Below are 26,426 nucleotides of genomic sequence, written 5' to 3'. Positions count from 1 at the left end.
GGGCAGTTTGTTGGTGGCACCTACCTGGCTAGTGGCCGATCACAACACGACGCCGACCGAACAGCTGCCGCGGCTGTTGCCGATGACGCTCGACGGATGGTCGGCTGAAGCGGCCACGAGCAGCGCCTGGCAGCCGGTGTTCGAGGGCGTCGACGTTACACAGCGCGCCATCTATTCGAACGGTGCCGACACGGTCGAAGCCTACGCCGCGCTGTATGCCGATCAGCATCAGGGTAAAGAGCTGGTGGCGTTCAAGAACTCAATCCTGGGCGAGTCCTTGGTCGTGCGCCGACGCGCGTCGAGTGTGGGCGAGGGGCCTTGGATGGCCACGGAAGCGACTGACTCACGGGGTGATCGTTGGTTGATCTGGCACGCGTATCGGCTCGATGCCCATTGGTACGAGCGCACGCTGCCCCTGCAAATTCAATATGGCGTCCGATCGTTGTTCAGCGCGCCGCTGTCGGCAATCGTTGCGGTTCGAACTCGCTGCGAAGGCGAGGATTGCTCGGCCGCCAGCGATGCGTTGCGCGAAATGACGACGAGCCTTGCGTCCGCTCTCGGGCGCTGAACGGGGAACACGAAGTATGGTGAAGTTGCACGCGCGCATTCGCACGTTGATCGTGGCGTCCCTGGTGGGCGCGACGCTGTTGACCACTGCCGGTTGCGATTTCCTGGTAGGTCCCGAACAGCGTTATGAGCGCGCCCAGTCCAAAGTGGCGGCGGGTGACTATCGCAGCGCCTTGGTCGAACTGAAGAACGCGCTCCAGAAACAGCCCGATCTGCATGCCGCTCGCGCGTTGCTCGCTGAAGTCGCTCTGTGGCTCGGCGATCCGACGTCGGCCGAAGCGGAACTGAATCGATTACCCCAGGTCGAGGGCCCGGATCCGTATGTCGAACTCAGAGTTCGCATCGATTTGGCGCTCGGCCGGTTTCCGGCGGCGCTCGAGAAGCTCAACTCGTCTGCCACGCAGCTCAAGCCGGCGCACGTCGACTTGTATCGTGGCTTGGCGTTGCAAGCGCAGGGCAAGACTGGCGAAGCTCAGCAGGCTTTCCGCGCGGCCGCCGCCGCCGATCCCGAATTGATCGACGCTCAGGTGGGCATCATCGACACCTTGGCTGCGCAGGGCGATTTGCCGGGCGCGCTAGCCTTGGCGACGCAGCTCACCGAGAAACATCCGCAGTCGGCAGTCGCGTGGTACTCGCAGGGTTCCATGCTGGCTCGCTCCAGCAAGACTGAAGAGTCTGAGAAGGCGTTGCTCAAAGCGCGTGAGCTGGCGGGCAAGCAGCTCGAAGTGACGCGTCAGGCAGCACTGCTGTCGACGCTGATCGAAATTCAATTGGCCTCGCGCAATCTCGATGCGGCTCGCGGCAACCTCGAGGCGATGAATCGACTGCTGCCGGGATCGCCATTGGGGGTGTTGATGTCGGCGCGTGTGTCGATGGCCGCCAACGATTACGCCGGGGCCGCGAGCAGCCTGCGTAGATTGGTCAACGGCGCGCCGCAGTTTACTCAAGCGCGTTACCTGCTCGGTGTCGCGCTGGTCGCGCAAGGAAATCTGGAGCAGGCGAGTATCGAGTTGGGGCAGGTGGTCGAGCAGGTGCCACAGAATCTCGAAGCGCGTCAGCTGCTCGCTCAGGTGCGCATGCGTTTGCAGGATCCCGACGGCGCGTTGCGCGTGTTGGTGCCGGCGATTGAAACCAACGCTGACGACTCGCGACTGACTTCATTGTTCGAAGGCGCGCGAGTGGCCGCCGGCGCGGATCGGCAGACTCTCGTAACGCTGGAAAAGGCGGTTCAGGCGGCACCGAACAGTCGCGGACTGCAGGTGCAACTGGCGAGTGCCTACTTGCAGGCCGGCAGTGCAGACAAGGCGGTGGCGCTGCTTCGCAAAGTCGATAGCGGCGGGGTCATCGATCCCCGCCGTGAAGCAGTGCTCTTGCAAGCCGTCTTTGCGGCCGAGGGCCAGGCGGCAGCGCGCGCGCAAATCCAATCGATGTTGTCGAAGCATCCGAACGAACCAGTCGCGGTCGGCATGGCGGCAGGGTTTTATGCACGCACCGGCGATCTCGACAAAGGCCGGTCGTTGCTGACCGAAGCGCTCGCCAAGAATCCGAAGCAGCCAGAACTGCTGTTCGCGCTCGGCCGAGTCGAATGGGCTGCACGCAAGCCCGACGCCGCCAAGGCAGCGCTGCAACGCTTGGTGGAAGTGGACCCGAACAACAATGGCGCGCAGCTGGCGATAGTGGAAATCGATCTCGCGCAGGGCAATGCGGCAGCCGCAACCAGCCGACTCGAAGCTTTGCATCAGGCCGATCCGAAAGCGGTCGAGCCGCCGTTGATGTTGGCGCGGCTCGCGCTCGCCCAGGACGACGCGAAACGGGCTGACGAGTTCGTCAAAGCGGCGCTGGAGAGCGCGTCGAAACGTGGCGAAGTGCTGAACACTGCCGGCTTGCTGTATTTGAGCAGCGGCCGTTTCGATCAGGCCCAGGCCTTGTTCAAGGAAGGCACCGCCGGCGATGCGGGCAATCCGATGCTATGGCTCAATCTGGGCCGCGCGCAGTTGGGTCTGAATCAACGCGGACCGGCGCGTGAGTCGTTGGAAAAAGCCTTGAGCTTGCAGCCCGAGTGGCTGCCGGCAGTCGGTGCTCTGGCCTTCCTCGAAGTGCAGGAAGGCAATGGCACGGCCGCGCTGAACCGCATTCAGGCCTTGAAACAATCGCGCCCGAACAACCCGAGCGTGTTGTCGTTGGAAGGCGAGGTGTACGCGGTGTTGCAGAAGTATTCTGAAAGCTCGCAAGCCTACGACGCCGCAGCCGCTCTCCGGCCGTCCGGCGAGCTGGCCAGCAAGAGTTATCAGATGCGCGTGGCCGGCAAGTTACCGAATGCCGTCGAGCCGCTGGAGCGTTGGTCGCGGGCGCACCCCGACGATCTGGCGTTCCGCAATCTGCTCGCCGATGCCTACATCAAGAGCGGCGAGGCGCAGCAGGCCATCGATCAGTATCAGCAAATCGTGCAACGGCAGCCGAAGCACGTGCCGTCGTTGAACAACCTGGCCTGGCTGTATCACCAACAACGCGATCCGCGGGCCCTGGCGACCGCTCGCCAGGCACAGCAACTGGCGCCGCAGGTGCCCGCTGTCATGGACACATTGGGCTGGATCCTGGTCGAGACCGGCCAGCTTGCCGAGGGCTTGCCGCTGCTCGAAAAGGCCGCCAACTCGGCGCAAGCCTCGCCCGATATCAAGTTTCACTACGCCGCTGCTCTGGCGCGCTCGGGGGCCAAGCCCGAGGCCAAGGAGCGGCTGGCGCAGCTGTTAGCCAACCCGGCGAACTTCGACAACCGCGCTGCAGCCCAGCGCCTGTTGAACGAGCTGGGTGGGCAGGAGTAGTACGGCAAGATCGACAACGCGCGCTACGTCACGGTTTTAAGGGCTATTCCCGCGGGTTTGGCGCCTTTTCTGTTAGGCTACTGCCGCTGTGATGCATGCATGACGTGAGCCGTACTGCAGTCGCTGGCGTGGCGACCATCCGCCACCTCTGACACGTGACGAATCGAATGCAGAAGCAATTTTCGGCGCTCAACTTTGTGGCCTTACTGACGTTGTTCTGGGCCACGAGTGTTTGGAGCCAAGCTACCAAGACTCCCGCAACCAGCCCCGCGCCGGCCACACAGCCGAGCACCGCTCAAGGAACTGTCAATCCAGCCGACACTCCTGCTCAACCGGCGGCTCCCATGCCGCAGATGGCGAGCAGCTCGGTGGCGCCGGATTACCGCATCGGCCCGGGCGATTCGCTACAGATTTTCGTGTGGCGTAATCCCGAGCTGACCCAGACCGTGCCGGTACGACCGGACGGCAAGATTTCCACGCCGCTGGTCGAGGACATGGTCGCCGTCGGCAAAACGCCTTCTCAGTTGGCCCGTGACATCGAAGGCGTGCTGAGCGAATACATTCGTTCGCCGCAGGTCAACGTGATCGTGACCAATCCGGTGAGCGCGTTCAGCCAGGTGAAAGTCATCGGCCAGGTGACCAATCCGCAGTCGCTGCCTTATCGAGAGGGCATGCGCGTGCTGGATGCGATTCTGGCCTCCGGCGGGCTGACCGAGTTCGCCGCTGGTAACCGCGGCAAGATTGTCCGAAAAGTCGATGGCAAGGACACGGAGCTGCGTGTCAAGGTCGAAGACCTCGTGAACAAGGGCGCGATGAAATACAACCTGGAATTGCGGCCGGGTGACGTGATCGTCGTGCCTCAATCCTTCTTCTGAGCACACCATGCAGGCACTGATCGAACAGGTTTTGAACGAGCTACGCGGCGCGTGGCGCTTCCGGCGCTATGCGCTGGCGGTGGCGTGGGGCGTGTGCTTGTTCGGCTGGTTCGTGGTCTACGCGATCCCGGACACGTATCAGTCCAGCGCTCGCGTGAACGTCGATACGCGCACCGCGTTGCGTAACGTGGTCGACGGCCTGGTCGTCAACATCGACGTGGAATCGCAATTGAACCTGGTGCGCCAGTCGTTGCTCGGTCGCGCCAATCTGGAAAAAGTTGCCCAGCAGGTGGGCCTGGATGTCACGGCCCGCACCGGTCCGGAACGCGAAGCGCTGTTGAACAGCATCATGGCCCGCATCGAGATTGCGCTCGAGCCGCCGATGACTCGCGACCCGCGCATCCCGAATACTTTGTTCCGTATCACGTTCACCGATCAGAACCGCCAGACCGCGTTGAAGGTGGTGGACACGCTGCTGAACTCGTTCGTCGAGGACACCATCGGTTCGGATCGTAACGGTACTGCGTCGGCGCAACGCTTCTTGCGTGAGCAGCTGACCGAATACGGCCGCCGCCTGGCGGATGCCGAATCGCAGCTGGCCGAGTTCAAGAAAAAGAACGTCGGTCTGGTGCCGGGCGATGAGGGCGGTTATTTCGCGCGCCTCACCACCGAGATGCAGGAAGTGAAACGTCTGCAGGGCCAGTTGGCGGTGGCCAACAGCCGCCGTTTGGAACTGCAGCGCCAGCTGCGTGGCGAAACGCCGTTCGTGCCGCCGGCTGAAGGTGGTTCGGGTGGGCGCTCGACCGGCGCTTCGGCCGGTCCGCAAGACACCGCGGCTCGCATTCAGGAAACCCAGTCGCGCCTGGACGATCTGCTGTTGAAGTACACCGAGAGACATCCGGAAGTCATCGCGACCAAGGAAACGCTCGAGGCGTTGAAGACGCGCCAGAAGGAAGAGCTGGCAGCGCTGCGTCGTGGCGATCCGGGGGCGGCGGCCGTGGCCAATGCATCCAGCAATCCGGTGTACCAGAGCATTCAAACCACGCTGAACGCGGCCGACGTGGAGATCGCGGCGCTGCGCAGTCAGCTGGCCGATCATCAGCGTAACGAAGGCGAGCTGCGTCGTTTGGTCGATACCGCTCCGGAAGTGGAAGCCGAATACGCCCGTTTGACTCGTGACTACACGGTCACCCGCACTCAGTACAACAACCTGCTGGAGCGCTTGGAGAAGGCGCGTCTGTCGGGCGATGCGGAACAAACTGGCGTGGTGAAGTTCAATATCGTTGACCCGCCGAGTGCCGGCTTCAGCCCGATCTTCCCGAATCGGCCGCTGTTCCTGTTCGCGGTGCTGGTGGTCGGCGTGGGCGCGGGTTGTGGCGTCGCTTACGTGATGCACATGATGCGCCCGGTGTTCGCGACCAGTCGCTCGCTGTCCGATCTCACCGGCCTGCCGGTGCTGGGGACGGTGACACGCAGCTGGGTAGAGAAATATCGCGCGCAATTGCGCAGCGGCTTGTTGCGCTATTCGATCGCATCGGCGCTGCTGTTCGTCGTGTTCATCGTGGTTGTGGTCGTACAGCAGCCAGGGTCGCGCCTGTTGCGTCAGATGTTGGGCTAAGGGCCCGGAGTAGACGATGAGTCTGGTCGAACGAGCACTGAAAAAGATCCAGGAATCCCGGCAAGGAACGCCGGCGCACGCTGCGCCTGTGCAGCCTGCGGCAGGATCGGCTTCGAACACCATCCCGTTGCAGTCGGCACGGGCGGCGGTGGCACAGCCGCAGGGGCCGGTGTCGAATGCAGCGCCTCGGGTCAGCGCCGTGCCGAGCCCGGAACCGGTGCGGCCGTCGCGCGTGATTCATATCGATCGCGACGCGCTTCGTCATGCCGAACTGTTGCCGCCGGCGAGTCAGGAACGCCAGCTGGCCGGCGAATATCGTCAGATCAAACGTCCGCTGATCGCCAATGCGCTCGGCCGCGGCGTGGAGAAGCTTCCCAACGGCCATCGGATCATGATTGCCAGCGCCATGCCCGGCGACGGCAAGACCTTCACCAGCATCAATCTGTCGCTGTCGTTCGCGCAGGAAAAAGATCTGTCGGTGGTATTGGTCGATGCCGACGTGGCCAAGGCACATTTGAGCCGCACCTTCGGCGTGCACAACGAGCCGGGTCTGATGGACCTGTTGCGCGATGAACAGCTCGACGTGGACTCGTTGATTCTGGCTACCGACGTGCCGGGTCTGAGCATTCTGCCGGCCGGTAAGTCGACCGATAACGCCACTGAATTGCTGGCCAGCGCGCGTATGGAACAGATCGCCAACCAGATCAGCGTGCGCCATCCGAATCGGATCGCGTTGTTCGATTCGCCGCCGTTGCTGATCACCAGCGAGGCGATGGCGCTGTCCGCCTCGGTCGGTCAGATCGTGCTGGTGGTGCGTGCCGGTGTCACGCCGCAGAGCGCGGTGTTGGACGCCATTGAACTTCTGGGCGAAGGCAAGTCGGTGGGTTTGGTGTTGAATCAAACCGATGAGCAAGTCCGCCCGGGTTATTACTACCAGTACTATGGCCACAAAGACGGCGAGCGTACCGCTGAGGCCGGCGAGGGCGACGACGGAGCCCTGCGGCGCAGCGTCGGTGACGGTTGAGTCGACCTTAAAAAAATGTCACGGTGACCTCACCCGTGACGCACGAAAAGGGCAACAGTACATGGGGCAGAAGCGCCGAAACAGGGTTGCAGCGCCGGCCGCGGCCGGTGTCATGGCTTTGGTCGTGGGCGCGCCCGTGCAAGCCGAAATCAGTGCCAGCGCCGAAGCCGGCGTCGGCTACTCCGACAACATCACTCGCGTTCCTACGAACGAGAGCAGTGAGACCATCGGCACCGTCGGCCTGGATCTGGTGTGGCAGGAACGTACCCGGCGCCTGCGTGGCAATGCCGTGGTCGATCTGTCCTATTTCGAATACATGGACAACACCTACGACAGCGAGCTGACTGGCACGGCCAACGGCATGCTGGCGTTCGGCATCGTGCCCGAGACGTTGACCTGGGTGGTGCAGGACTCTTTCGGTCAGGCCCAGTCGGATCCGTTCCTCGCGGCCACGCCCGATACCCGCGAAGACCTGAACTATTTTTCCACCGGTCCGGATCTCACCTTGCGGTTCGGCTCGGCCGGCTTCGGTCGTTTGTTTGGCCGTTGGTCGTCGACGACTTATGAAACCAGCCCGTTCGATGCCAAGCGCACCACTGCGGGGTTGTCGGTGGGGCGTCGCGCGTCGGCACGCAGCGAGCTGTCGTTGAATGCCATTACCGAAAGCATCGACTTCGACGATGCCGATAACACCGACTACGATCGCGACAGCGTGTTCGTCGGCTGGCAGCTCGACGCTGCTCGTACCACCATCGATGCCCAGCTCGGTTATACCTGGCTGAAGCGCGATGGCGACGAGAAGGACGGCACTGCCATGGTGAACGTGGGTGTGACGCGCGAAATCTCAGCAGCATCGCGATTGCGCCTCTCCGTCAGTCAACAGTTGGGCGACGCCGGCGATTCGCTGCGCTCCCAATTGAGTGGCAACGTGGTGGGCGCGGCCGGGCAGATCACTGCGACTTCCGATCCGTTCGAGAGTCGGGTGGCTTCGGCGGAATGGATGTATTCGCGCGGGCGTTCCGGCTTTAGCTTGGGCGTGTCCCGAGGCAAGGACCAATATGAAACGCTCACGCAGTTCGATCGTACGCGCCTGACATACACCGCAGGTTTATCGCGGCGCTTGTCGCCCACGCTCGATTTCGATCTGCGTGCGACGCTCGAAAACGAAGACTACGCAAACAGCAACGCTGAGACGGATGAGCTGCGCGTCAGTGCGACGCTCAACTGGCGTGCCTGGCGTCGGATGGGCCTGCGTCTGTTGATCGAACGTTACGATCGCGACGCGAGCGGCACCAGCAGCGGCAGCGGCGGCCGCACTGGCGAGTTCCAGGAAAACCGTGCCTTCCTGACGTTGGCATATCACTGGGGTAGCGCCGAGGCGCCGGTCATTCGATGAGTCACTCGCACGCCAACTCGACCGCTAATGCCATGACCGTGGACGTGGAAGATTATTTCCACGTGTCAGCGCTGGCCGAAGTCATTCGGCGCGATCAATGGAATCAGATGGAGTATCGGGCCGAACACAGCACCAACCGGTTGCTCGAGTTGTTCGGCAAGAAAGGCGTGCGCGCTACGTTCTTCGTGCTCGGTTGGGTGGCCAAGCGTTCGCCCGAGTTGATCAAGCGCATTCACGCCGCCGGTCATGAGGTCGCGTGCCATGGCCTGACGCACGAACTCGTGTATCGCCAGACTCCGGAAGTGTTTCGTCAGGAAACACGCGAGTCCAAAGCGATGTTGGAAGATTTGATCGGTGCGCCGGTGCTGGGCTATCGCGCGGCGAGCTATTCGATCACGGCGCGTTCCTTGTGGGCCATCGATATTCTTTGTGAGTTGGGCTTCCGCTACGACTCGAGCATCTTTCCGATCGCTCACGATCGCTACGGCATTCCCGGCGCGTCGACGCGGCCGGGACTGATGCATGCCAAGAGCGGCGCCAGCATCGTCGAGTTTCCATTGTCGACGGCCGAGTTGTTCGGGCGTCGCGTGCCGGTGGCCGGCGGCGGTTATTTCCGTTTGCTGCCGTACTGGTTCACACGCTGGGGGCTGCGCTCCATCAACGAAAGCCAGCAGCAGCCGTTCATCTTTTATTTGCATCCTTGGGAAATCGACGCCGAGCAGCCGCGCTTCAATGCCAGCTGGCTGTCGAAATTCCGACACTACACCAACCTGGATGTTTGCGAAGCGCGCCTGACGCGCTTGATCGACGAGTTCAAGTTCACCACCGTCAAGGAAGTGCTGCGCTCGCAGCTGGAAGCTGCCCAAGTGGGCCGGCTCGCTGCTGCTTCGGTGTGACGTGGTGAGCAGCCACACGGCCGTGTGTGGCGGTATGTTGTCTTTCGTGGCGAAATAAACCTCTCAGCACGCCACAGCGGGTGCATGTCGATGCGTTCTGTTCCTCCAGCGACGGCAATGCCTTCATTGCCAGTGGCGGCGGCTCTGACGGGTGACGCTGATGCGTCGTCCGAGCCGTTGTCGTTCGCGAGCACCACGTCCATCGACATTCAGCTGATTCAGGATCGTTCGCAAATCCCGTTGACTGCCACCGAATGGAACGGTCTGGTGGCCAGCAACGAGACCAATTCCATCTTCCAGACCTACGAATGGTTCGACGCCTGGTGGCGGACCTTCGGCGAACCTCACGATTTGTTTTTCATGCTGGTGCGCTGGCATGGGCGCGTCATCGGTTTCGGCGCCATGATGCTGCGGCACGTGGCGCTCGGCGGGCGCCGTCTGGAATTCGTCGGCACCGGTAACGCCGATTATCAGGACTTCGTGCTGCCTTACGAAAAAGCGGCAGCAATGGCCTGTGTTTGTAAATTTCTGCAGGCCCACTCATCGCGCTGGCGCAGTGCCTGGCTGAGCAATGTGCCGGCCCAATCCAGCACGGTGGAGCATCTGCGACGCGAAGGCGCCAAGTTCGGTCTGCATTTCGTCCAGGAAGCACAGCTGCGGTGCCCGGCGTTGCAGTTGGAAAGCGACCGGCGCAATGCTGAGAAGCTGTTGAAGAAGTACAGCCTGAAGCGGCCGCTCAACTGGTTCTCTTCGCGCGGCGAAGTGCGTTTCCGCAATGTCTCGGCCCTGAGCGAGATCCAGCAGCTGTTACCGATATTTTTCGAACAGCATGCGCGGCGTTGGCGTGCGGCCGGCCGGCCGAGTCTGTTCGAGACCAACAAGCAGCGAACGTTTTATTTGGCATTGGCGGCAGCGTTGCATTCCGCCGGCTGGTTGTTGTTCTCGGTGGTGGAGTTCAACGGCACGCCGATCGCCTTTCATTTCGGCTTCGATTATTTCGGCAGTATCGTCTGGTACAAGCCGTCGTTCGAAGTGCGTTATGCCGAACATTCGCCGGGCCTGTTGCTGACTCGCAAGATCATCGAGGATGGCTTGCAGCGCGAGCGGCGTGAGCTGGATTTCACCATTGGCGAGGAGGCGTTCAAGGATCGCTTCGCCAATGTCACGCGCTTCAATGTGACCATGAGCGTTTATCACAGCCGCACGAGCGCCTGGCGCGCGCATGGTTGGCGTTGGCTGCGGCGTAATCTGGGCCGGGTTCGTCGCAAGATTGCAGCTCGTCCGGTGTCCGCTCCGGTCGCCAAGGACAGCGCCGCGAATGAGGACGCCGCGCCATGAGTTCACCGCTGGTCAGCGTCATCATCCCGACCTACAACCGGGCTGCCTTGCTGTGCGAGACCGTCGACAGCGTGTTGGCGCAGACGTATCCCAATATTGAAATCATCGTCATCGACGATGGTTCGACCGACGACACCACCGAGGCGATCCAGAAGTATGGCGATCGCGTGCGTTATACGCGTCGCGCGAATGCTGGCGTCAACGCTGCAAGAAACCTGGGTATCAAGCAGGCGCGTGGCGAATTCATCGCGCTGCTCGACAGCGACGATCTGTGGGCCCCATACAAGCTCGAACTGCAAGTACAGCTGTTGCGCTTCTTCACGGACGTGGGGTTCACGTTCTCGAATTTCCTGATCTTTCGCGGCCCGACGGTCGAGTCGGATGTATTGCCGATCATGAATGGTTTGGGCACCTGGCTGGATGCAGTACCCGATCGGCTCGATCCGTATCGCTGGCACAAGCCGTATTCATCCCTCAAAGCCGAGCGGCTCGACTTGCCGGTCGAGGATTTCACCATCAGCGGCGGCGATATCTACGCCGCGTCGCTGTTCGTGCCGTACGTGTTGCCGAGTGCGTCGCTGATTCGTAAATCGGCGCTCGGGCAGTTGCGTTTGCCTGAGGTGCAGGCGACCTGCGGCGACTGGGAATTCTTCGCGCGCTTCTCCAAGCAGAGCGATTGTCTCTATGCCGACATCCCGACCACGTACAACCGTAGCCATGAAGATGCGGTCCGCCTGACTCGCGGCGATCCGGGTGTGCGTCTGGACAAGCGTATTTCGATGATCGACCGCGTGTGGCGCGCCGATCGGCAGTTCTACACACAGCACGGCGATAAGGTCGACCTGGTGCAGCGTCGTTTGCTGCTACAAGCGGCCAAACGCCACTTGTTGTCGGCGCGCGGCGCGATGGCTCGAGCTCAACTGAAGCGTGCCGCCGGCATCGACACCGACCGACAATCATTGAACGAATCGGTGTTGCGGATGATCGCGAGCGTCCCTGGCAGTGGCTGGGTGTTGCGAGGCATGCGCGCAACTCTGAATGGCGCCAGAGACCTGGCGGCTCGCGTCTCTCAACAATGAGCTCAGTGACGGCGGGAGAACTCACCGTCGAGACGCTGCGCCGGATCGACTCTCCCGAAACACTGGCGGCGCTCTGGCAGGGCCTGCCGCAAGCCGCGCAAGAATTTCCGCAATCCATCGACTGGACCTTGGTCGCTGCCGAACGTTTGTATGGCGCGGACGCTTTGCGCCTGGTGCAAACGCGCGCCGGGGCGGAGGTGATTGGGTTGGCTCCCTTGGGGGTGAGCAACGGGGGCGGGGTAGAGCGACTCGAGATCCTCGGCGCTACCACGCTGTACGAGCCCTGCGGCTTCAGCTATCGCGACGATGAGTCCTTGTTGGCGTTGTGTAAGGCCGTCATCGGCCTCGGTCGACCGCTGGTGTTACAGCGCATCGCTGCCGATGGCCCGCTCGAGAAAACGTTCAGAGCGGCCGCTCGCGGTCGCGGTCAGCTGTTGCAGTTCAAAGCGTCGGGCTCGCCGTTCGTGCCCATCGCGGGCACCTGGGATGAGTACTTTCAAACCTTGTCCTCGCGCCGGCGGCAGGACTATCGCCGCGCCCGGCGCAATCTGGAGAAACTCGGCAAGGTCGAGGTCGAGATCCGTTGTCCAGAGCCAGCGCAGCTGCAGGCGGCCATGACCGAGGCCATGCAGGTCGAGGCCGCCAGCTGGAAGGGCCGGGGTGGCAGCGCCATGCTCCACAATCCGCGCTTGAGCGGCTTTTTCCTGCAGCTGGCCGAGCGGCTGGCCCGTCAGGGGCAGCTGCGGCTGTGCTTTCTGCGCCTGGACGGCGTGGCCATCGCCATGCAGGTGGGGGCGGTCCATGCCGGTCGGTGGTGGGTGCTCAAGATCGGTTATGACGAGCGCTGGGCCGAGCATTCGCCCGGTATCCAGTTGATGTGGGACGCGCTTCGCGCCGCTTTCGACGAGCGGCTCAGCGCCTTCGAGATGCTGGGCAGTGCCGAGCCCTGGCTGAGCATCTGGACCAAGCAGGAGCGAACCTATCGGACCTTGGCTTTCTATCCGTACAACGGCCGAGGCATGATTGCGTTGGGCGCTGACATAATGAGAGCCTTCGCGCAGCGCCTGGGCGCGCGCTCCCAGGCCAGGGCCGGGGCAAGAACCGGGGCCAAAGCGGGGTCGACACAGCAGGAATGAGCCTTCTGTCGCCGAGCCTGACAGTTTACGGAACGTGCTCGTGACCCCGATCACGCCGCTAACGACGAAATCCCGGACAATTGCCGCTCGCGCCGGACGAGCTTTTCAATTCGACTTTCCAAGATGTGTGGCATAGCAGGCACCCTATATTTCGACGCGCAGCGGGCGCCTGAGCAGAGCCGTCTGAAGCGCATGGTGCAGGCCATTGCGCATCGGGGCCCTGACGGCGACGGTTACCACATCGAGCCCGGCGTCGGCCTGGGCCATGCGCGCCTGAGCATCATCGACCTCGGCGGCGGCGCTCAGCCCATCCACAACGGCAAGCAGACGGTGTGGATCACCTACAACGGTGAAATCTTCAACTACATCGAGCTGCGCCAGGACCTGGAAGCGCGCGGCCATCGCTTCTATACCCACTCCGACACCGAAGTGATCGTGCACATGTACGAGGAGTTCGGCGATCGGTTCGTCGATCAATTGAATGGCCAGTTCGCGTTTGCCATCTGGGATCGCCCGAAGCGCCGTGCGGTGCTGGTCCGCGACCGCGTCGGCATGCTGCCTTTGTTTTACGCCCAGACCCGCGATGAGCTGGTGTTCGCCTCGGAAGTGAAGGCGATCCTGGCGAGCGGGGCGGTGCAAGCCGAACTCGATCCCAACGGTCTCGATGAGTTGATGACCTTCTGGGCGCCGGTCGCTCCGCGCACCATGTTCAAAGGCATCAATCAGCTCGGGCCCGGCGAAATGCTGATCGTGGAAAACGGCAAGGTGCAGCGTCGCCAGTACTGGGAATGGAGTTTCCCGGAGCAGGGCGCGCATCGGCACGGCACTCAAGCGGACCTCGAGCAAGAGCTGCGCGAAGTGCTGACCGATGCCACTCGGCTGCGTCTGCGTGCCGACGTGCCGGTCGGTGCGTACCTGTCGGGCGGCTTGGACTCCTCGTCGCTGGTGGCACTGTTACAGGAACGCGTGCCGCAGACCCTGCGCACGTTCTCCATCGGCTTCGACGATGCCGGGCTGGACGAGTCAGTGCACCAACGTACAGTCGTCGACTACCTGCGGACGTCTCACAATCACGTCCAATGTTCGACGGCGGACATTGCCCGCGCTTTCCCGCGAACCATTCTTCACAGCGAGATGCCGATCCTGCGTACCGCGCCGGCGCCGATGCAAATGCTGTCGGCTCTGGTCCGTCGCTCCGATGTGAAAGTGGTGCTGACCGGCGAAGGTGCCGACGAAGTGCTGGGCGGTTACGACATTTTCAAAGAAGCCAAGGTGCGCCATTTCTGGGCACAACAGCCCGAGTCGAGCTGGCGCCCGGGGTTGCTCAAGCGCCTGTATCCGTACCTGAACCTGACCTCGGCGCAGAGTGCGGCGTATCTCAAGGAATTCTTTGGCGTCGGCCTGCAGAATCCGGCCGATCCGTGCTTCTCGCACCTGCCGCGTTGGGTGACTACGGCCCAGTGCAAGTTGTTCTGGTCGGACGATTTCCGCAGCCGGGTAGAAGGTTCGGCAGTGGAGCGGTTCCGAGATTCGTTGCCGGCTCAAGTGCGCGGTTGGCATCGGTTCAATCGCGGCGAGTACTTGGAAGCGAAGACCTTGTTGCCCAGCTACCTGCTGTCGGCCCAGGGCGATCGGATGTTGATGGCGAGTTCGGTGGAAGGGCGTTTCCCATTCCTGGATCATCGCCTGATCGAATTCGCGAACCGTCTGCACCCGCGTTACAAGATGCGTGTGTTGAAGGAGAAGCACCTGCTCAAGCAGGCCATGCGAGAGCGGTTGCCCGCTGCCATCTTGCAGCGTCACAAGCAGCCTTATCGCGCGCCGGACGCTGCGGCATTTGTCGGGCCTCAGACGCCCGAGTATGTGACAGAATTGATGAGTCCACAGGCTCTGGCGCGCACTGGCTACTTCGACCCGGACAAGGTCACGCGCCTGGTCACGAAACTGCAACGTGCCAAGGTACCGGCAGCGCGTGACAACATGGCTTTCGTCGGCGTCCTGTCCACCCAGTTGTGGCACGCACAGTTCGTCGCGGGCCAAAAGTTTGAATGACGAGCTCGACGCCTGAGCGCCCGAGCTTGCACGGCGATTTTGTAACTTAGTTTGTCTCTATCGAGGAATGGCTCATGACCGATGCGCTGCGCGAACAGATCCGCGGTTTCATCCTGGAAAACTACTTGTTCACCGACGACAAGTCGGCGCTGGGGCTCGATGACTCGCTGCTCGAGCGCGGCATCGTCGACTCCACCGGCATGCTGGAAATCATTTTCTTCATCGAAGAACAGCTGGGCGTGAAGGTGAAGGACGAGGAAATGGTGCCGGACAATCTGGACGGCGTGAACAAGATCGCTGCCTTCGTTCAGGGCCGTAAGGCTGCCTGAGCCGCTCACCAAGCGTTCGCATGACAGCTTCACTGGTCCATGACTTCGACTGGATCGCTCGGCAAATGCCGGGCGTGCCGGCATTGTCGTGGCATGGCGGCGTGTGGACGTATGCGGAGTTGCGCCGAGCGGTCGGCTGCATGCAAGGCAAGCTGCGCCAGAACGGTGTCGAACCCGGCTCACGGGTGGCATTGCTGGTGCGGAACTCGCCTCACTATGTAGCTAGCTACTTCGGCGTGATCGCCGCTGGCTGCGTGGCTGTGCCGTTGAACGTGCAAGAGCGGGCCAGCGTGTTGTCTCGGCAAATCGAGCACGCGGGCTGCGCCGCTGTCATTGCCGACCCCCAGCATCCGGAATGGACTCCGCTGAGCGCGGCCATCGCCGAGACTGGGCCGTTGCTGGTCACGCTGCAATTGCAGCCGGGCTCTGCGGGATGCGACGCCTTCTGTGCGGCGCTCGGTGCAGAAGGGGCTGCCGAAGCCGAGTTGAGCCTGCCCGAGCTGCAGGCCGACGAGCCGGCGATGATGATTTACACCTCGGGCACCACCTCGCGCCCCAAAGGGGTGTTGTTGAGTAATGGCGCGCTCGTGGCCAATGCCCGAGCCATTGCCGCCTATTTGCGCATCACGCCCAGCGACAAAGTGCTGTGCGGTCTGCCGTTTCATTTTTCGTATGGCAGCTCGGTGCTCAACAGTAACTTGATCTCCGGCGCGCAGCTGCTGCTCGAGGACAATTTCGCGTTTCCTCAACAGACGCTGAAAAAAATGCAGGACGAGGGCGTGACCGGCTTCCCCGGCGTGCCGTCGACGTTCGCGTTACTGTTGGGCCGCTGTCAGCTCAGCGATTTCGATCTGGGCAATCTGCGTTATCTGACTCAGGCCGGCGGTTCGATGCCGCGAGCTCAGATCGAGAAGTTGCGGCAACAGTTGCCGCACACTCAAGTGTTCATCATGTATGGCCAGACTGAAGCGACTGCGCGTCTGAGCTATCTGTCGCCGGAACATCTGGAAGCCAAACTAGGCTCCGTTGGTATGCCGTTGCCGGGCGTGGAAATCGAAGTCCGCAGCGAAGGCAAAGCCGTGCCGACGGGTGAGATCGGCGAGATTTGCGCGCGCGGCCCGAACATCATGTTGGGTTACTGGCGCGAGCCGGAACTCACTTCGCAAGTGCTGCGTGATGGCTGGTTACACACCGGCGATCTCGGCCACCTCGACAGCGAAGGCTTTTTGTTCATCGATGGCCGGGCGGTCGAGATGATCAAAGTGGGCGCGTTCCGCGTCAGCCCGCAAGAAGTCGAGGAAGTGCTCGCGACGTTCCCCGGCGTCGAAGAAGTGGCCGTCACCGGTGTGGCCGATGAAGTGCTGGGTCAGTCCATCAAGGCCGTGATCGTGCTGCGCGAAGGCGCGCCGGCGGACCTGCGTGGCGTCAAGGCGCATTGCCGCCAGCACCTGGCCAGCTACAAAGTACCGAAAATCGTCGAGTTCGCCGCGGTCTTGCCGCGGACGGCCTCGGGCAAAGTTCAACGTTTCAAATTGGCTTAAGAGGAACCTTCATGGCCGCACGCAAGAAGCTCGACGCATCAGTCCTGGAGATGGATAACGACCGCGTCATCGAGAACATCGCTACGCGTTTGCGCTCCATCCTGTCCAAGGACGTGGGCCGTCGCGGATTCGTGTGCGCCATGTCCGGCGGTATCGACAGCTCGGTGAGCTCGTCGCTGTGCGTAAAGGCGCTGGGCAAAGACAAGGTCTACGGCTTGATGTTGCCGGAGCGCGATTCGTCGGGCTTCAGCACGGCGCGTGGCCGTCAGCTCGCCGAGCACTTGGGCATCAAGTACGAAGTGTTCGACATCGCGCCGGCGCTGGAAGGCATCGGCTGCTACCAGTGGCGTGACGATGCCATCCGCAAAGTGTTCCCCGAGTATGGCGACGGTTGGAAAAACAAGATCGTCATCAGCGGCGGTCTGGAAGGCCAGATCAATCATTTCCAGCTGGTGGTGCAGACGCCGAGCGGCGAGACCAGGCAGGAACGTCTGGGCCTCAAGGAATATTTGCAGATCGTCGCGGCCACCAACCACAAGCAGCGCATCCGCAAGACCGTGGAGTATTTCCACGCCGACCGCTTGAACTACGCCGTCATCGGCACGCCGAACCGGTTGGAATACGACCAGGGCTTTTTCGTGAAGAACGGCGACGGCAGCGCCGACGTGAAGCCGATCGCGCACTTGTACAAGACTCAGGTGTACGCGCTGGCGCGTCACATGAAGTTGCCGAAGGAAATCTGCGACGCGATTCCGACCACGGACACGTACAGCCTGGCGCAGGGTCAGGACGAGTTCTATTTCGCGTTGCCGTATGCGCAAATGGATCTGGCGCTGTACGCGCTCAACAATGGTTACACGGCTGAGGAACTCGCGCCCGCCATCGGCGTCACTGTGCAGCAGGCCGCCAACGTGTTCCGTGACATCGAAGCCAAGCGCAAGGCGACTCGTTACATGCACCTCAAGCCGGTGCTGGTCGAGCCGGTGCTAGAACTGAAGCTCTGATCGGTTTCGGGCCAGCGGCCGCGCCGCTTGTTAGCTGATTTTTAGGCGAGACAAACTGCGTGGAAGCGTTGTTTTGGGTTTGTGCATTGTTGGTGGCGTATCCCTACGCCATCTATCCCGTCGTGCTGGTTGCGTGCAACCGGCTCGGCGGGCGCCGTGCGCACGTTGCAGACGTGCGTTACGAGCCGACCGTCACCGTCATCATGCCGGTGCACAACGAAGCTCGGCGCATCGAAGCCAAGATCGCCAATCTGCTCGCATTGGACTATCCGCGCGACAAGCTGCAGATCCTGGTGATTGGCGATGGCTGCACCGACGACAGTTTGGAGCGAGCGACAGCAGCGGGGCAGGGCCTCGTGACCGTCGTGCCGTTGCAAGGCCGCGGTGGTAAAGCAGCGGGTCTCAACGCAGGTCTCGAGCGTGCCACCGGCGAGATCCTGGTGTTCACTGACGCCGGCATCATTTTAGATCGGCCGTCGCTGCGTCATTTAGTCGGTCACTTCACCGATCCTGCCGTCGGCTGTGTCTCGGGTGAGGACTACATCGAAGGCTCGGAGACCGAAGGCCTGTACGGCAAGTTGGAACTGCTGCTGCGTCGTGAAGAGGCACGCTTGCACTCCATCGCCGGTGCGAGCGGATGTTTCTACGGCCAGCGCCGCGAGCTGTGCGAACCGTTTCGCTCAGGCATGGCGCCGGACTTTCTGTCTGTCCTCAACACGGTTCGTCGCGGCAAACGTGCGTTAGCCGAGCCGTTGGCGCGAGGTTCGATGACGGCGACGTCCAGTCAGCGGGCCGAGTTCACTCGTAAGGTTCGCACCTTCTTGCGCGGCATCACGGCGTTGTTCGGCAATGCCGGCCTGTTGAATCCTTTCAGTCATCCGGCGTTTTCGTTCATTCTTTGGTCGCACAAGCTGGCGCGTTGGCTGGCGCCATTGCCGATGGTCGGCTGTTTGCTGGCGGCCTATTTACTGCGTGCACAGCCGTTGTATTTCGGCTTGTTGATTTTGCAAATCGTGCTGTATGTGGCCGCTGTGGCCGGCATGTTGTGGCCCAAACTCGCGGCCCGCCTGACGCTGGTGCGACTCAGTGCGTTTTTCGTACTGGTGAACGCGGCGGCATTGAAAGCGTTAGCATTGTGGCTGGTCGGCAGCCGCGTCGAAGTCTGGCAGCCGACGCAGCGACCGAAATAGCATGAACACGCAAGCCATTCGTCAGCTCGAGGCCGAACGCGACGTCGATACCGCCGGTCACCGGCCAATCCGTGTCTTACACCTGCGTGACTCGCCGTGGGTGGACGGGCCTGGTCGCACCATTCTCGAAACCGGCTCGCATGTCGATCCGTCGCGCGTCGATTATCACATCGGCGTGTTGGTCGCGAAGCGCGAAGGCGAACATCCGCTGGTCGACGCCGCTCGCCAACGCGGCATCACCATCACTGCGCTCGACGATCATGGTCAGCTGGGTGCCGAGCTCATCGAACCCATTCTGCGCGTCATCGATGAATGTCAGATCGATATCCTGCACACCAGCGAGTTTCGTTCCGCGCTGATTGCCCAGATCATCAAGCGGCGTCGGCCGCATTTGAAAATGGTCGCGACCGCGCATGGCTGGATCGCGAACACCTTACGTAGACGCATCACGCGGCTGCTCGACAAGATCATGTTTCGGCGTTTCGACCACGTGATCATCGTGTCGCAGGCGACGCGTTCGCTGGTGCCGAGGTGGTGGTTGCCGGATTCGCGAGCTACGGTGCTGCGTAATGCATTGGTACTCAAATCGTATGGCAGCGAGACCATCGACAAGCCGCGCCGGGCCGTCGATCCCAATGGCGAGATCGTGTTGGTCAACGTCGGCCGCCTGTCGCCGGAGAAGGGTCAGGAAATGTTGCTCAATGCATTACATGCATTGACGCCGCGTTGGCCTAAACTGCGCTTGAAGTTCGCCGGGATCGGGCCGCTGGAAGAGCAGCTGCGCTCGGTGGCCAAGACGCTGGGGCTCGAGGACCGAGTCGAGTTCGTGGGCTATGTGAAAGATATGCCACACCTGTACGCCGACATCGATCTGGTGGTGCAAAGCTCGTTTACCGAAGGCCTGCCCAACGTGATCCTCGAGGCGGCTTATCTGCGCGTGCCGATCGTGGCGACTGCGGTGGGCGGCACGGCTGAGGTCATCAGTCATCGCGAATCCGGTTGGTTGATCCAGCCGACGCTCGAACAGCTGACCGACGGCATCACCCAATTCCTGGAGCGGCCGCAAGACTTCGTCCGCATGGCGCAGCGCGCACACCAGGGCATTCTCGAAAACTATTCGTTCGACGTGCGCACCGAAAAGCTCACGCAGGTTTACGAGCGACTGCTGGGACGCAGGCCGTGACGACTCGCCCGCGCCTGTTGTCGCCGGAAGAAGCGGAAAAGAAAACCCGCTTTCTTTACTACTGGCTGCTGCTGGTGCTGTTTTTCGAGTACGCGCGACCGGCCAGCTACATTCCGCCGCTCGGTGCTCTACCGCTCAACAGCGCGCTGCCACTCGGCCTGACCGCGGTGTGTTTTTTCGCGCCGGGGCTGCGACCGGTGAGCGAGATCTTCAAAGATCGCATGGCGCGCTGGCCGTTGGTGTTCATCGGCTTCATCCTGCTCTCGATGGGCTATGCCGAAGTCAGCATGCGAGCCTTCACTGTGTTCGAGCTGGTGCTCGGCTACGTGTTCCTGTTCTGGATCATTGCCCGTATCGTCACTACTGAGCAGCGGCTGCGCGGTGTGTTCTTGACGCTGATCTTCTGCCACATCTTCTTGTTGGCGATGAATCCCGAGGTGGTGCTGGATCCCAACAACCGCAATTACATTCGCGGTGCCTCGTTCCTTGGCGACGGTAACGACTTTTCATTGTCGCTATGTATTTTGATGCCGCTCGCGATGCTGTCGGCGTTGCAGTCCAGTGGCATGCGGCGAATGTTCTACTGGGGCGTGATGGGCCTGTTGCTGCTGGCGATCATCGGCACCCAGTCGCGTGGTGCGACGTTGGGCATTGCCTCGGTGTTCGGCTATCTGTGGCTGCAGAGCAATCGCAAGGCCTTGGGTGTGGTGGGCGTGATGCTGGCGGTGTTGGTGGTGCTGATCTATGCGCCGCCGGTGTATTTCCAGCGCATGGGCACGATCACTAACTACGAGAACGAAAGCTCCGCCGAAGGCCGTATCCACGCGTGGAAGGCCGGCACCAAGATGGCGCTTCACAATCCGCTGGGCGTCGGCGCCGGCAATTTCCCGAACAGCTTTCCGAAGTACCGCAGCGACGATGCGCCGGTGCGCTGGATGACGGCGCACTCGATGTACTTCCTGATCCTGGGCGAGCTGGGGATCCTCGGTCTGTTACTGCTCTTGAAGTTGATCTTCGGCAACGTGGCCGAGAATGCCCGCTTGCGCAAAGTGTTGACCGAGCGGGCCACCGGTCCGCCTCAAGACGGAGTCGACCCGCAGACGGTCGCAGACAATCTGAAGCACTCGGTGTTGTGGCTGAGGTTCATGAACGCCAGCATGTTCGGCTTCGCCGTGGCCGGCGCGTTCTTGTCGGTCGCGTATTACCCGCACATTTTCGTGCTGACCGGGCTGATGATTTCGACGCGCGCCATCATGGCGACCAGGAACGGTATGGATATGGCGGTGTTGCAGGCGCCGGCCGGCAAGGTTCGCCGGCGCGTGGCGGCGGGCGTACAGCGACGCCCGGCCTCAGGCGCTTAACGCCTGAGCCTTAGAAGCGGGGCTTAGCGCGCGAACAGCGACGTGAACGCGCCCAGGGTGATGCGGGCTGCACCCTTCACCTTACGCAGCGGCGAACCTTTCACCCGGAACGACTCGCTGAAGGTCTTCAATGCTGGGCCGAGCTCGCCGCGCTGGGACTGATTGAAGGCGGCGTCGATGTGAGCCTTGACCAACCGGTCCCGGTAGGCCGTCTGGTGAGCCGGCGTCACCACGTGCGGCTCCAACGCCCGCAGGGCATTGAGCTTATGTAACGCCATCACCTGGTAGTTGCGGGTGGCGTTGGTGTCGTGGCGGCGGACTTCGGTCAGGGGCTCGGTGATGAAGGCCACCGGGCCGCGCATGAAGGTCTGCAGTACCCATTCCATGTCCTGGCAGATGCGCAGCGTGGGATTGAAGCGCAGCCTGTCGATCAGCCGGCTGCGAAACATCATGGCCTGGGTGAAGGAGGGGATCTCGCCGCCCGCCACCAGGGCACAGAAGGCGTCGCCTTGCAGGACATGGCTGCCGTTGATCGGGCCCGGCTTGGCCGGCAGATGCCGCAGATGCGGGTACAGCTTGAACTGGTCTCTCGGCATCACCTTGCCGGTGTCCTGTTCAAAGCGGATGAAATTGGCGAAGGCGCACACCAGCTTCGAATCGTGCGACACCACGCCGTGTAGTTTTTCCAGGAAGGTCGGGCGCCAACGGTCATCGGCGTCCAGGAACGCGATGTACTCGCCCCGGGCGGCGCTCAGGCCGGTATTACGAGCCACTGACACGCCGGCGTTCTGCTGGCGGATGTAGCGGATGCGGGGATCGGTAAAGGTTCCGACCACCTGCTCGGTGTCGTCGGTTGAGCCGTCATCGACCACGATGATCTCTTCGGGCTGCAGCGTCTGCGCCAAAATGGACTGGATCGATTCGGCGATGAAACGGCCGCAATTGTAGGTCGGCACGATCACCGTAATGGTGCCCGGCAGGCCATTGCGGGTGGGGCTCGGGCCAGCGCTGACCGGGGCGGACACGCCACCGTCGCCAGCAAAGGCTTTGTTCGTTACTGCCGCGTTTTGAGAGTTCAAGAAACCATACCTCAGCTATGCCCACCCGCAGCAGCGCCAGCTGCCTGCCAACCTAGTCGAAAGCGAGCCGTGCGTGAGGTCTAGCACGCGCGGTCGATCCCCGAGAGATTCCATCCGTAGGTTCGATCTGTTCTGCAGTGGACGGCGTAAAGCCTTCACCCTAAGCGCTCCCGCGTGGGGCGAAGGCGTACACGATAACACGCGAAACGCACTGCGATATTGGCAACGTGATACGTCGCTTAGCACCGACAGTTAGTGTTGCTTGGCCGATCTTACTTATTGCCGGAACCGAGCCCCGGCCACCGGCTTCCTGCTCGGCAGTGGATCGACGGTTCCGGACCGATGCGACGCTCGCTCGCCGTTACCGGATTGCGCACGCCAGGTTCGGTTCACACCTTGAACACGCCTGAGCGACCCGAAACGATGCGTTCCTAATAAATATTTAATCTTTTTTTGCTGTATGAAAGTTCGACGGCGCGACGCATGGATTCGACTCGGAGTGTGTCGCTCGTCACACGCGAACGCGAAGAACTACTCCTCGTTGTCATCGCTCGGCAGTGAGCAAGCTTTTTTAGTTTAAGGCGCCGTCACTCGCTGTAAAAAAATCAGACACGCAAAAAAATTCACACGCGCTGCGATGGATTAACAACGACCCGTTCGATCACTAGACTCGCGCCCCATACGAAGTAAGTTGCGACACCGCAGCGCTGTGACTGAACTCGAATCGAGTGAAGCGCAGTGTCTACGGAACAAACATCGCGAAAGGAAAATAGATGACTACGCGCATCTCGAGTTTGGGGCAGGTTTCGTTGGCGCTGTCGATTGCAGCGACACTGGGACTCGCCGGTTGCGGGGGCACGGTCGGCAACGGTGGTAGCAATCCACTGGCGAGCAGCTCGTCGCCGAGCACCGGCGGCACGGTCACTGTGCCGAGCTCGAGCACTCCGACCACCACGACTCCGGCCACCAGCAATCCGACGCCGGGCGGCACTGCCAACGCCATCGGCGATCCGGCGGTGGCAACTGCGAACAACGCAGTGCTGACCAACACGCGCTTGGTCTCCTACACGTTGAGCAACGGCGCTTTGTCGAGCGGCGGTTGGCAGCCCACCGGCTTGCTGGAGAACGTCAACACCACAGCGACCAGCCCGCGCGTGGTGTTCGATGCTTCCGGTAACGCTTTCGCCGCGTGGGTGCAAGGCACCGACTGCATCGTGCGTCGTTACGTCGCCAGCACGTCGACTTGGTCGGACGCAGTGACGCTCGATACCAGCAACACTCAAGCCGCTCATCAAGCGCGTGTCGCGGTCGATCGCAGCACCGGCAACGCCATCGTGTCCTGGACGCAGAGCGACGGTACCGCCGAATCGATGTACGTCAGCCGTTACACCGCCAGCACCAATACTTGGGGCGCGCCGGAAGTGCTCGAGAACAGCAGCGCTGCTGTGAATCCGGGCCCGGAAAACAATGCGATCTCTTACGCCGGTGGCCATGCAGCTGCCGCTTGGTTGCAAGTCGACGGCGCGGTCAACAGCATTTATCTGTCGCGACTGGTGAACGGCGTGTGGACCGCTCCGGTGGTCGTCGACACCAGCGCCGAGCAGGCGCTGCATCCTGAAGTGGCTATCGACAGCAGCGGCAACGTGACTGTGGTTTGGCGTCAGCGTGACAGCGGCGGCGACTATCGCATCAACGCGCGTCGTTGGACCAACAACACGCAGACCTTCAGCGCCGTCACCTACCTCGATGGCGATGGCGACCGTCAGCCGCGCATCTTCTTCGACGCTGCCGGCAATGCCTTCGTGCTCTGGCGCGGCAACGGCGTGTTTGCCCGTCGTTACAACGTGCTGACCACGCAGTGGGAACCGCAGGTCGCTCTGCAAACCAATCCGGCCAACAGCGCCTGGGGCGGCGAGCTCTCGGTCGATGCGGCCGGTAACGCGATGGCGGTTTGGCAGGAGCACGATGGTCTCGCGTACTCCGCGTACACCCGTCGTTACGATGTCGCTGCCGGCGTGTGGGGTGCCGCTGAGTTGGTCGACAACAGCAACTACGATGTGGACATCGACTACAACCCGACTGTGGCCATCAATGGCGGCGAAGCCGTCGTGGCCTGGCTGCAGAAGAGCGCGACCAACACACGCGATGTGTATGCGTCACGACGTGTCTCCGGCAGCTGGTCGACACCGCGCTTGCTCGAAACGCGAGAAGAGTCGACGGATGAACTGACCTCCAGCATCGACGTCGCCGGTAACGCAGCCATTCTGTGGGTGCAGGCCGACGGCGCGGCTCGTTCCATTTATCAGTCGATGTATCGCAGCTCGAACTTCGTGGTGCCGAGCGGCGCCACCTGGCAGTCGATCGCCAACACTCTGTACGGTGCGAACTCGGGTGCTGCCGGCAACGCGCTGCAAGCCGCGATGGGCGGCGGCACGCTGACCGCTGGCCAGTTCTTGAATGGCTTCCCGGCGACGTTGAATGTCACCGAGACGGTGCCTGGTTATTACACCGTGTTGGCCACCGACACTTGGTCGCATGTCGCGCGCACCGTGTATGGCATCACCGACGTGAATGCCATCGCGCAGCTGCGTTCGCTGTTGGGCAACCCGACGCTGACCGCCGGTCTGCAGTTGGTGGTGCCGACCACCTTCGGTTACACCGAGTCGGCTTCGTTCAGCGCGCCGCTGACCTGGAGCTTGGTCAACACCACGTCGACCAACTACTACTCGTTGAATCCGAGCATGTTGACGACGCCGCTGGATGTCTGGTCGGCGCCGCAGTTGCTGGAGAACAGCAACACCCGCGTGTACGGCGTGCGAGTGGCCTTCGGTGCCAATGGCAACGGTATCGCTGTGTGGGCGCAAGGCGCTGACGTGTTCGCGCGTCGCTACGTCGCCAGCACCGGTACCTGGTCCGCGGCTGTAACTCTGGATACAAACAACAACACTGCGTACAACGCGCGAGTTGCGATCGATCGTGTCACTGGCAACGCCACTGTGGCGTGGGCGCAGAGTGACGGCACGGCGGACTCGCTGTACTTCAGCAACTACAACGCCAGCACCAACAGCTGGAGTGTGGCTGGGCTGATCGAGACCAGCAGCAGTGCGGTCAGTCAGTCGACCGAATATGCGACCATCTCGCGCGTCAACGACCAAGTGGCCATCGCTTGGCTGCAGCGTGACGGTGCCGTCGACGGCATCTACTTCTCGCGCTGGGTGAATGGCGCGTGGACCACACCGGCCGTGATCGACACCAGCGCTGAAGCGGCGTTGCATCCGGAAGTGGCGATCGATGCAGGCGGCAATGCGACGGTGCTGTGGCGTCAGCGTGATACCGGCGGCGACTTCCGCATCAATGCGCGTCGCTGGAACAACACCACGCAGAGCTTCGGCAGCGTCAGCTATCTCGATGGCGACGGCGATCGTCAGCCTCGCATCGGCTTCGATGCCGCCGGTAACGCGTTCGCTCTGTGGCGCGGTGACGGTGTGTATGCACGTCGCTACGACGTGGCGACTAACGTGTGGGGCACTCAGGTGCAGCTGCATAGCGCCACCAGCGGTGCTTGGAACGGCGAACTGGCGGTCGATGAACAAGGCAACGCGCTGGCGACCTTCGTGCAGTACGACGGCTCGGTGAACTCGGTGTACGCACGCTTCTACAGCGCGGCCACCCAGTCATGGGGTGTCGCGACTGCACTGGAGAACAGCGCCAATCCGGCCAACATCGACCTGGATCCGACCGTGAGTCTGGTGAACGGCAGCGGTGTGGTTGCCTGGGTGCATAACGATGCTCGCCAGAATGTGTACGGCGCGCGCTTGAAGAACGGTGTGTGGGGTCCGGCGACGCTGCTGGAAACTCGCGACGAATCGCCGTCGAGCTTGGTCTCCAGCATCGACGCCAATGACAACGCGACGGTGGGCTGGGTGCAGGCGGACG

Annotated in this window: 19 protein-coding genes; 18 read left to right on the top strand and 1 reads right to left on the bottom strand. The window is 62.0% G+C overall.

Features of this window, described 5'->3' with window-relative positions:
- The 17 genes from JNL55_RS06855 to JNL55_RS06775 all read left to right on the top strand — a co-directional run.
- On the top strand, positions 1-568 hold a 568-nt coding region (locus JNL55_RS06855; RefSeq protein ID WP_293851135.1), incomplete at its 5' end, for an exosortase-associated EpsI family protein.
- A gap of 16 nt (positions 569-584) precedes the next feature.
- Positions 585-3,389: an XrtA/PEP-CTERM system TPR-repeat protein PrsT gene (prsT, locus tag JNL55_RS06850; protein WP_293851132.1), complete on the top strand. Its 2,805-nt coding sequence runs from the start codon at positions 585-587 to the stop codon at positions 3,387-3,389.
- 167 nt (positions 3,390-3,556) lie between these two features.
- Positions 3,557-4,264 carry an XrtA/PEP-CTERM system exopolysaccharide export protein gene (locus tag JNL55_RS06845; protein WP_293851130.1) on the top strand — a complete coding sequence of 236 codons (708 nt, stop codon included), beginning with the start codon at positions 3,557-3,559 and terminating at the stop codon, positions 4,262-4,264.
- A 7-nt stretch (positions 4,265-4,271) separates the two neighbouring features.
- The gene (locus JNL55_RS06840) at positions 4,272-5,882 is read left to right on the top strand and encodes an XrtA system polysaccharide chain length determinant (protein WP_293851128.1); all 1,611 of its coding nucleotides are present in this window, start codon (positions 4,272-4,274) and stop codon (positions 5,880-5,882) included.
- 16 nt (positions 5,883-5,898) lie between these two features.
- Positions 5,899-6,906, top strand: coding sequence for an AAA family ATPase (locus JNL55_RS06835; protein ID WP_293851126.1), 1,008 nt, complete (start codon positions 5,899-5,901; stop codon positions 6,904-6,906).
- 112 nt (positions 6,907-7,018) lie between these two features.
- Complete coding sequence (locus tag JNL55_RS06830; protein ID WP_293851125.1) at positions 7,019-8,302, top strand: hypothetical protein; 1,284 nt, start codon at positions 7,019-7,021, stop codon at positions 8,300-8,302.
- Positions 8,299-9,198 carry an XrtA system polysaccharide deacetylase gene (locus tag JNL55_RS06825; RefSeq protein ID WP_293851124.1) on the top strand — a complete coding sequence of 300 codons (900 nt, stop codon included), beginning with the start codon at positions 8,299-8,301 and terminating at the stop codon, positions 9,196-9,198. Before JNL55_RS06830 ends, JNL55_RS06825 begins: the two co-directional genes overlap by 4 nt.
- A gap of 117 nt (positions 9,199-9,315) precedes the next feature.
- On the top strand, positions 9,316-10,536 hold the full coding sequence (locus tag JNL55_RS06820; protein ID WP_293851122.1) for a GNAT family N-acetyltransferase: 1,221 nt from the start codon (positions 9,316-9,318) through the stop codon (positions 10,534-10,536).
- Positions 10,533-11,615: a glycosyltransferase family A protein gene (locus tag JNL55_RS06815; protein WP_293851119.1), complete on the top strand. Its 1,083-nt coding sequence runs from the start codon at positions 10,533-10,535 to the stop codon at positions 11,613-11,615. Before JNL55_RS06820 ends, JNL55_RS06815 begins: the two co-directional genes overlap by 4 nt.
- Positions 11,612-12,751 (top strand): GNAT family N-acetyltransferase, encoded by a 1,140-nt coding sequence (locus JNL55_RS06810; RefSeq protein ID WP_293851116.1) that lies wholly within the window; start codon positions 11,612-11,614, stop codon positions 12,749-12,751. Before JNL55_RS06815 ends, JNL55_RS06810 begins: the two co-directional genes overlap by 4 nt.
- Positions 12,752-12,874: 123 nt before the next feature.
- A complete protein-coding gene (asnB, locus tag JNL55_RS06805) occupies positions 12,875-14,803 on the top strand; it encodes an asparagine synthase (glutamine-hydrolyzing) (protein ID WP_293851113.1) in 1,929 nt (642 codons plus the stop codon).
- A 74-nt stretch (positions 14,804-14,877) separates the two neighbouring features.
- On the top strand, positions 14,878-15,132 hold the full coding sequence (locus JNL55_RS06800; protein WP_293851111.1) for an acyl carrier protein: 255 nt from the start codon (positions 14,878-14,880) through the stop codon (positions 15,130-15,132).
- Positions 15,133-15,152: 20 nt separating this feature from the next.
- Positions 15,153-16,673: a class I adenylate-forming enzyme family protein gene (locus JNL55_RS06795; protein ID WP_293851108.1), complete on the top strand. Its 1,521-nt coding sequence runs from the start codon at positions 15,153-15,155 to the stop codon at positions 16,671-16,673.
- Between the two features lie 11 nt (positions 16,674-16,684).
- On the top strand, positions 16,685-17,677 hold the full coding sequence (gene nadE / locus JNL55_RS06790) for an NAD(+) synthase (RefSeq protein ID WP_293851105.1): 993 nt from the start codon (positions 16,685-16,687) through the stop codon (positions 17,675-17,677).
- A 59-nt stretch (positions 17,678-17,736) separates the two neighbouring features.
- Complete coding sequence (locus JNL55_RS06785; RefSeq protein ID WP_293851102.1) at positions 17,737-18,867, top strand: glycosyltransferase family 2 protein; 1,131 nt, start codon at positions 17,737-17,739, stop codon at positions 18,865-18,867.
- A gap of 1 nt (position 18,868) precedes the next feature.
- Positions 18,869-20,050 carry a glycosyltransferase family 4 protein gene (locus JNL55_RS06780; RefSeq protein WP_293851099.1) on the top strand — a complete coding sequence of 394 codons (1,182 nt, stop codon included), beginning with the start codon at positions 18,869-18,871 and terminating at the stop codon, positions 20,048-20,050.
- Positions 20,047-21,411 carry an O-antigen ligase family protein gene (locus JNL55_RS06775; RefSeq protein ID WP_293851096.1) on the top strand — a complete coding sequence of 455 codons (1,365 nt, stop codon included), beginning with the start codon at positions 20,047-20,049 and terminating at the stop codon, positions 21,409-21,411. Before JNL55_RS06780 ends, JNL55_RS06775 begins: the two co-directional genes overlap by 4 nt.
- Before the next feature lie 23 nt (positions 21,412-21,434).
- On the opposite strand, the gene JNL55_RS06770 is transcribed toward JNL55_RS06775, so the two are convergent.
- On the bottom strand, positions 21,435-22,490 hold the full coding sequence (locus JNL55_RS06770; protein WP_293851093.1) for a glycosyltransferase family 2 protein: 1,056 nt from the start codon (positions 22,488-22,490) through the stop codon (positions 21,435-21,437).
- A 773-nt stretch (positions 22,491-23,263) separates the two neighbouring features.
- Between JNL55_RS06770 and JNL55_RS06765 the strand changes: the two genes are divergently transcribed.
- On the top strand, positions 23,264-26,426 hold a 3,163-nt coding region (locus tag JNL55_RS06765; protein WP_293851090.1), incomplete at its 3' end, for a hypothetical protein.

The organism is Steroidobacter sp. (assembly GCF_016790065.1).
In the GTDB taxonomy this organism is placed as follows: domain Bacteria; phylum Pseudomonadota; class Gammaproteobacteria; order Steroidobacterales; family Steroidobacteraceae; genus Steroidobacter.
This window is presented reverse-complemented; position numbering and strand designations above follow the sequence as displayed.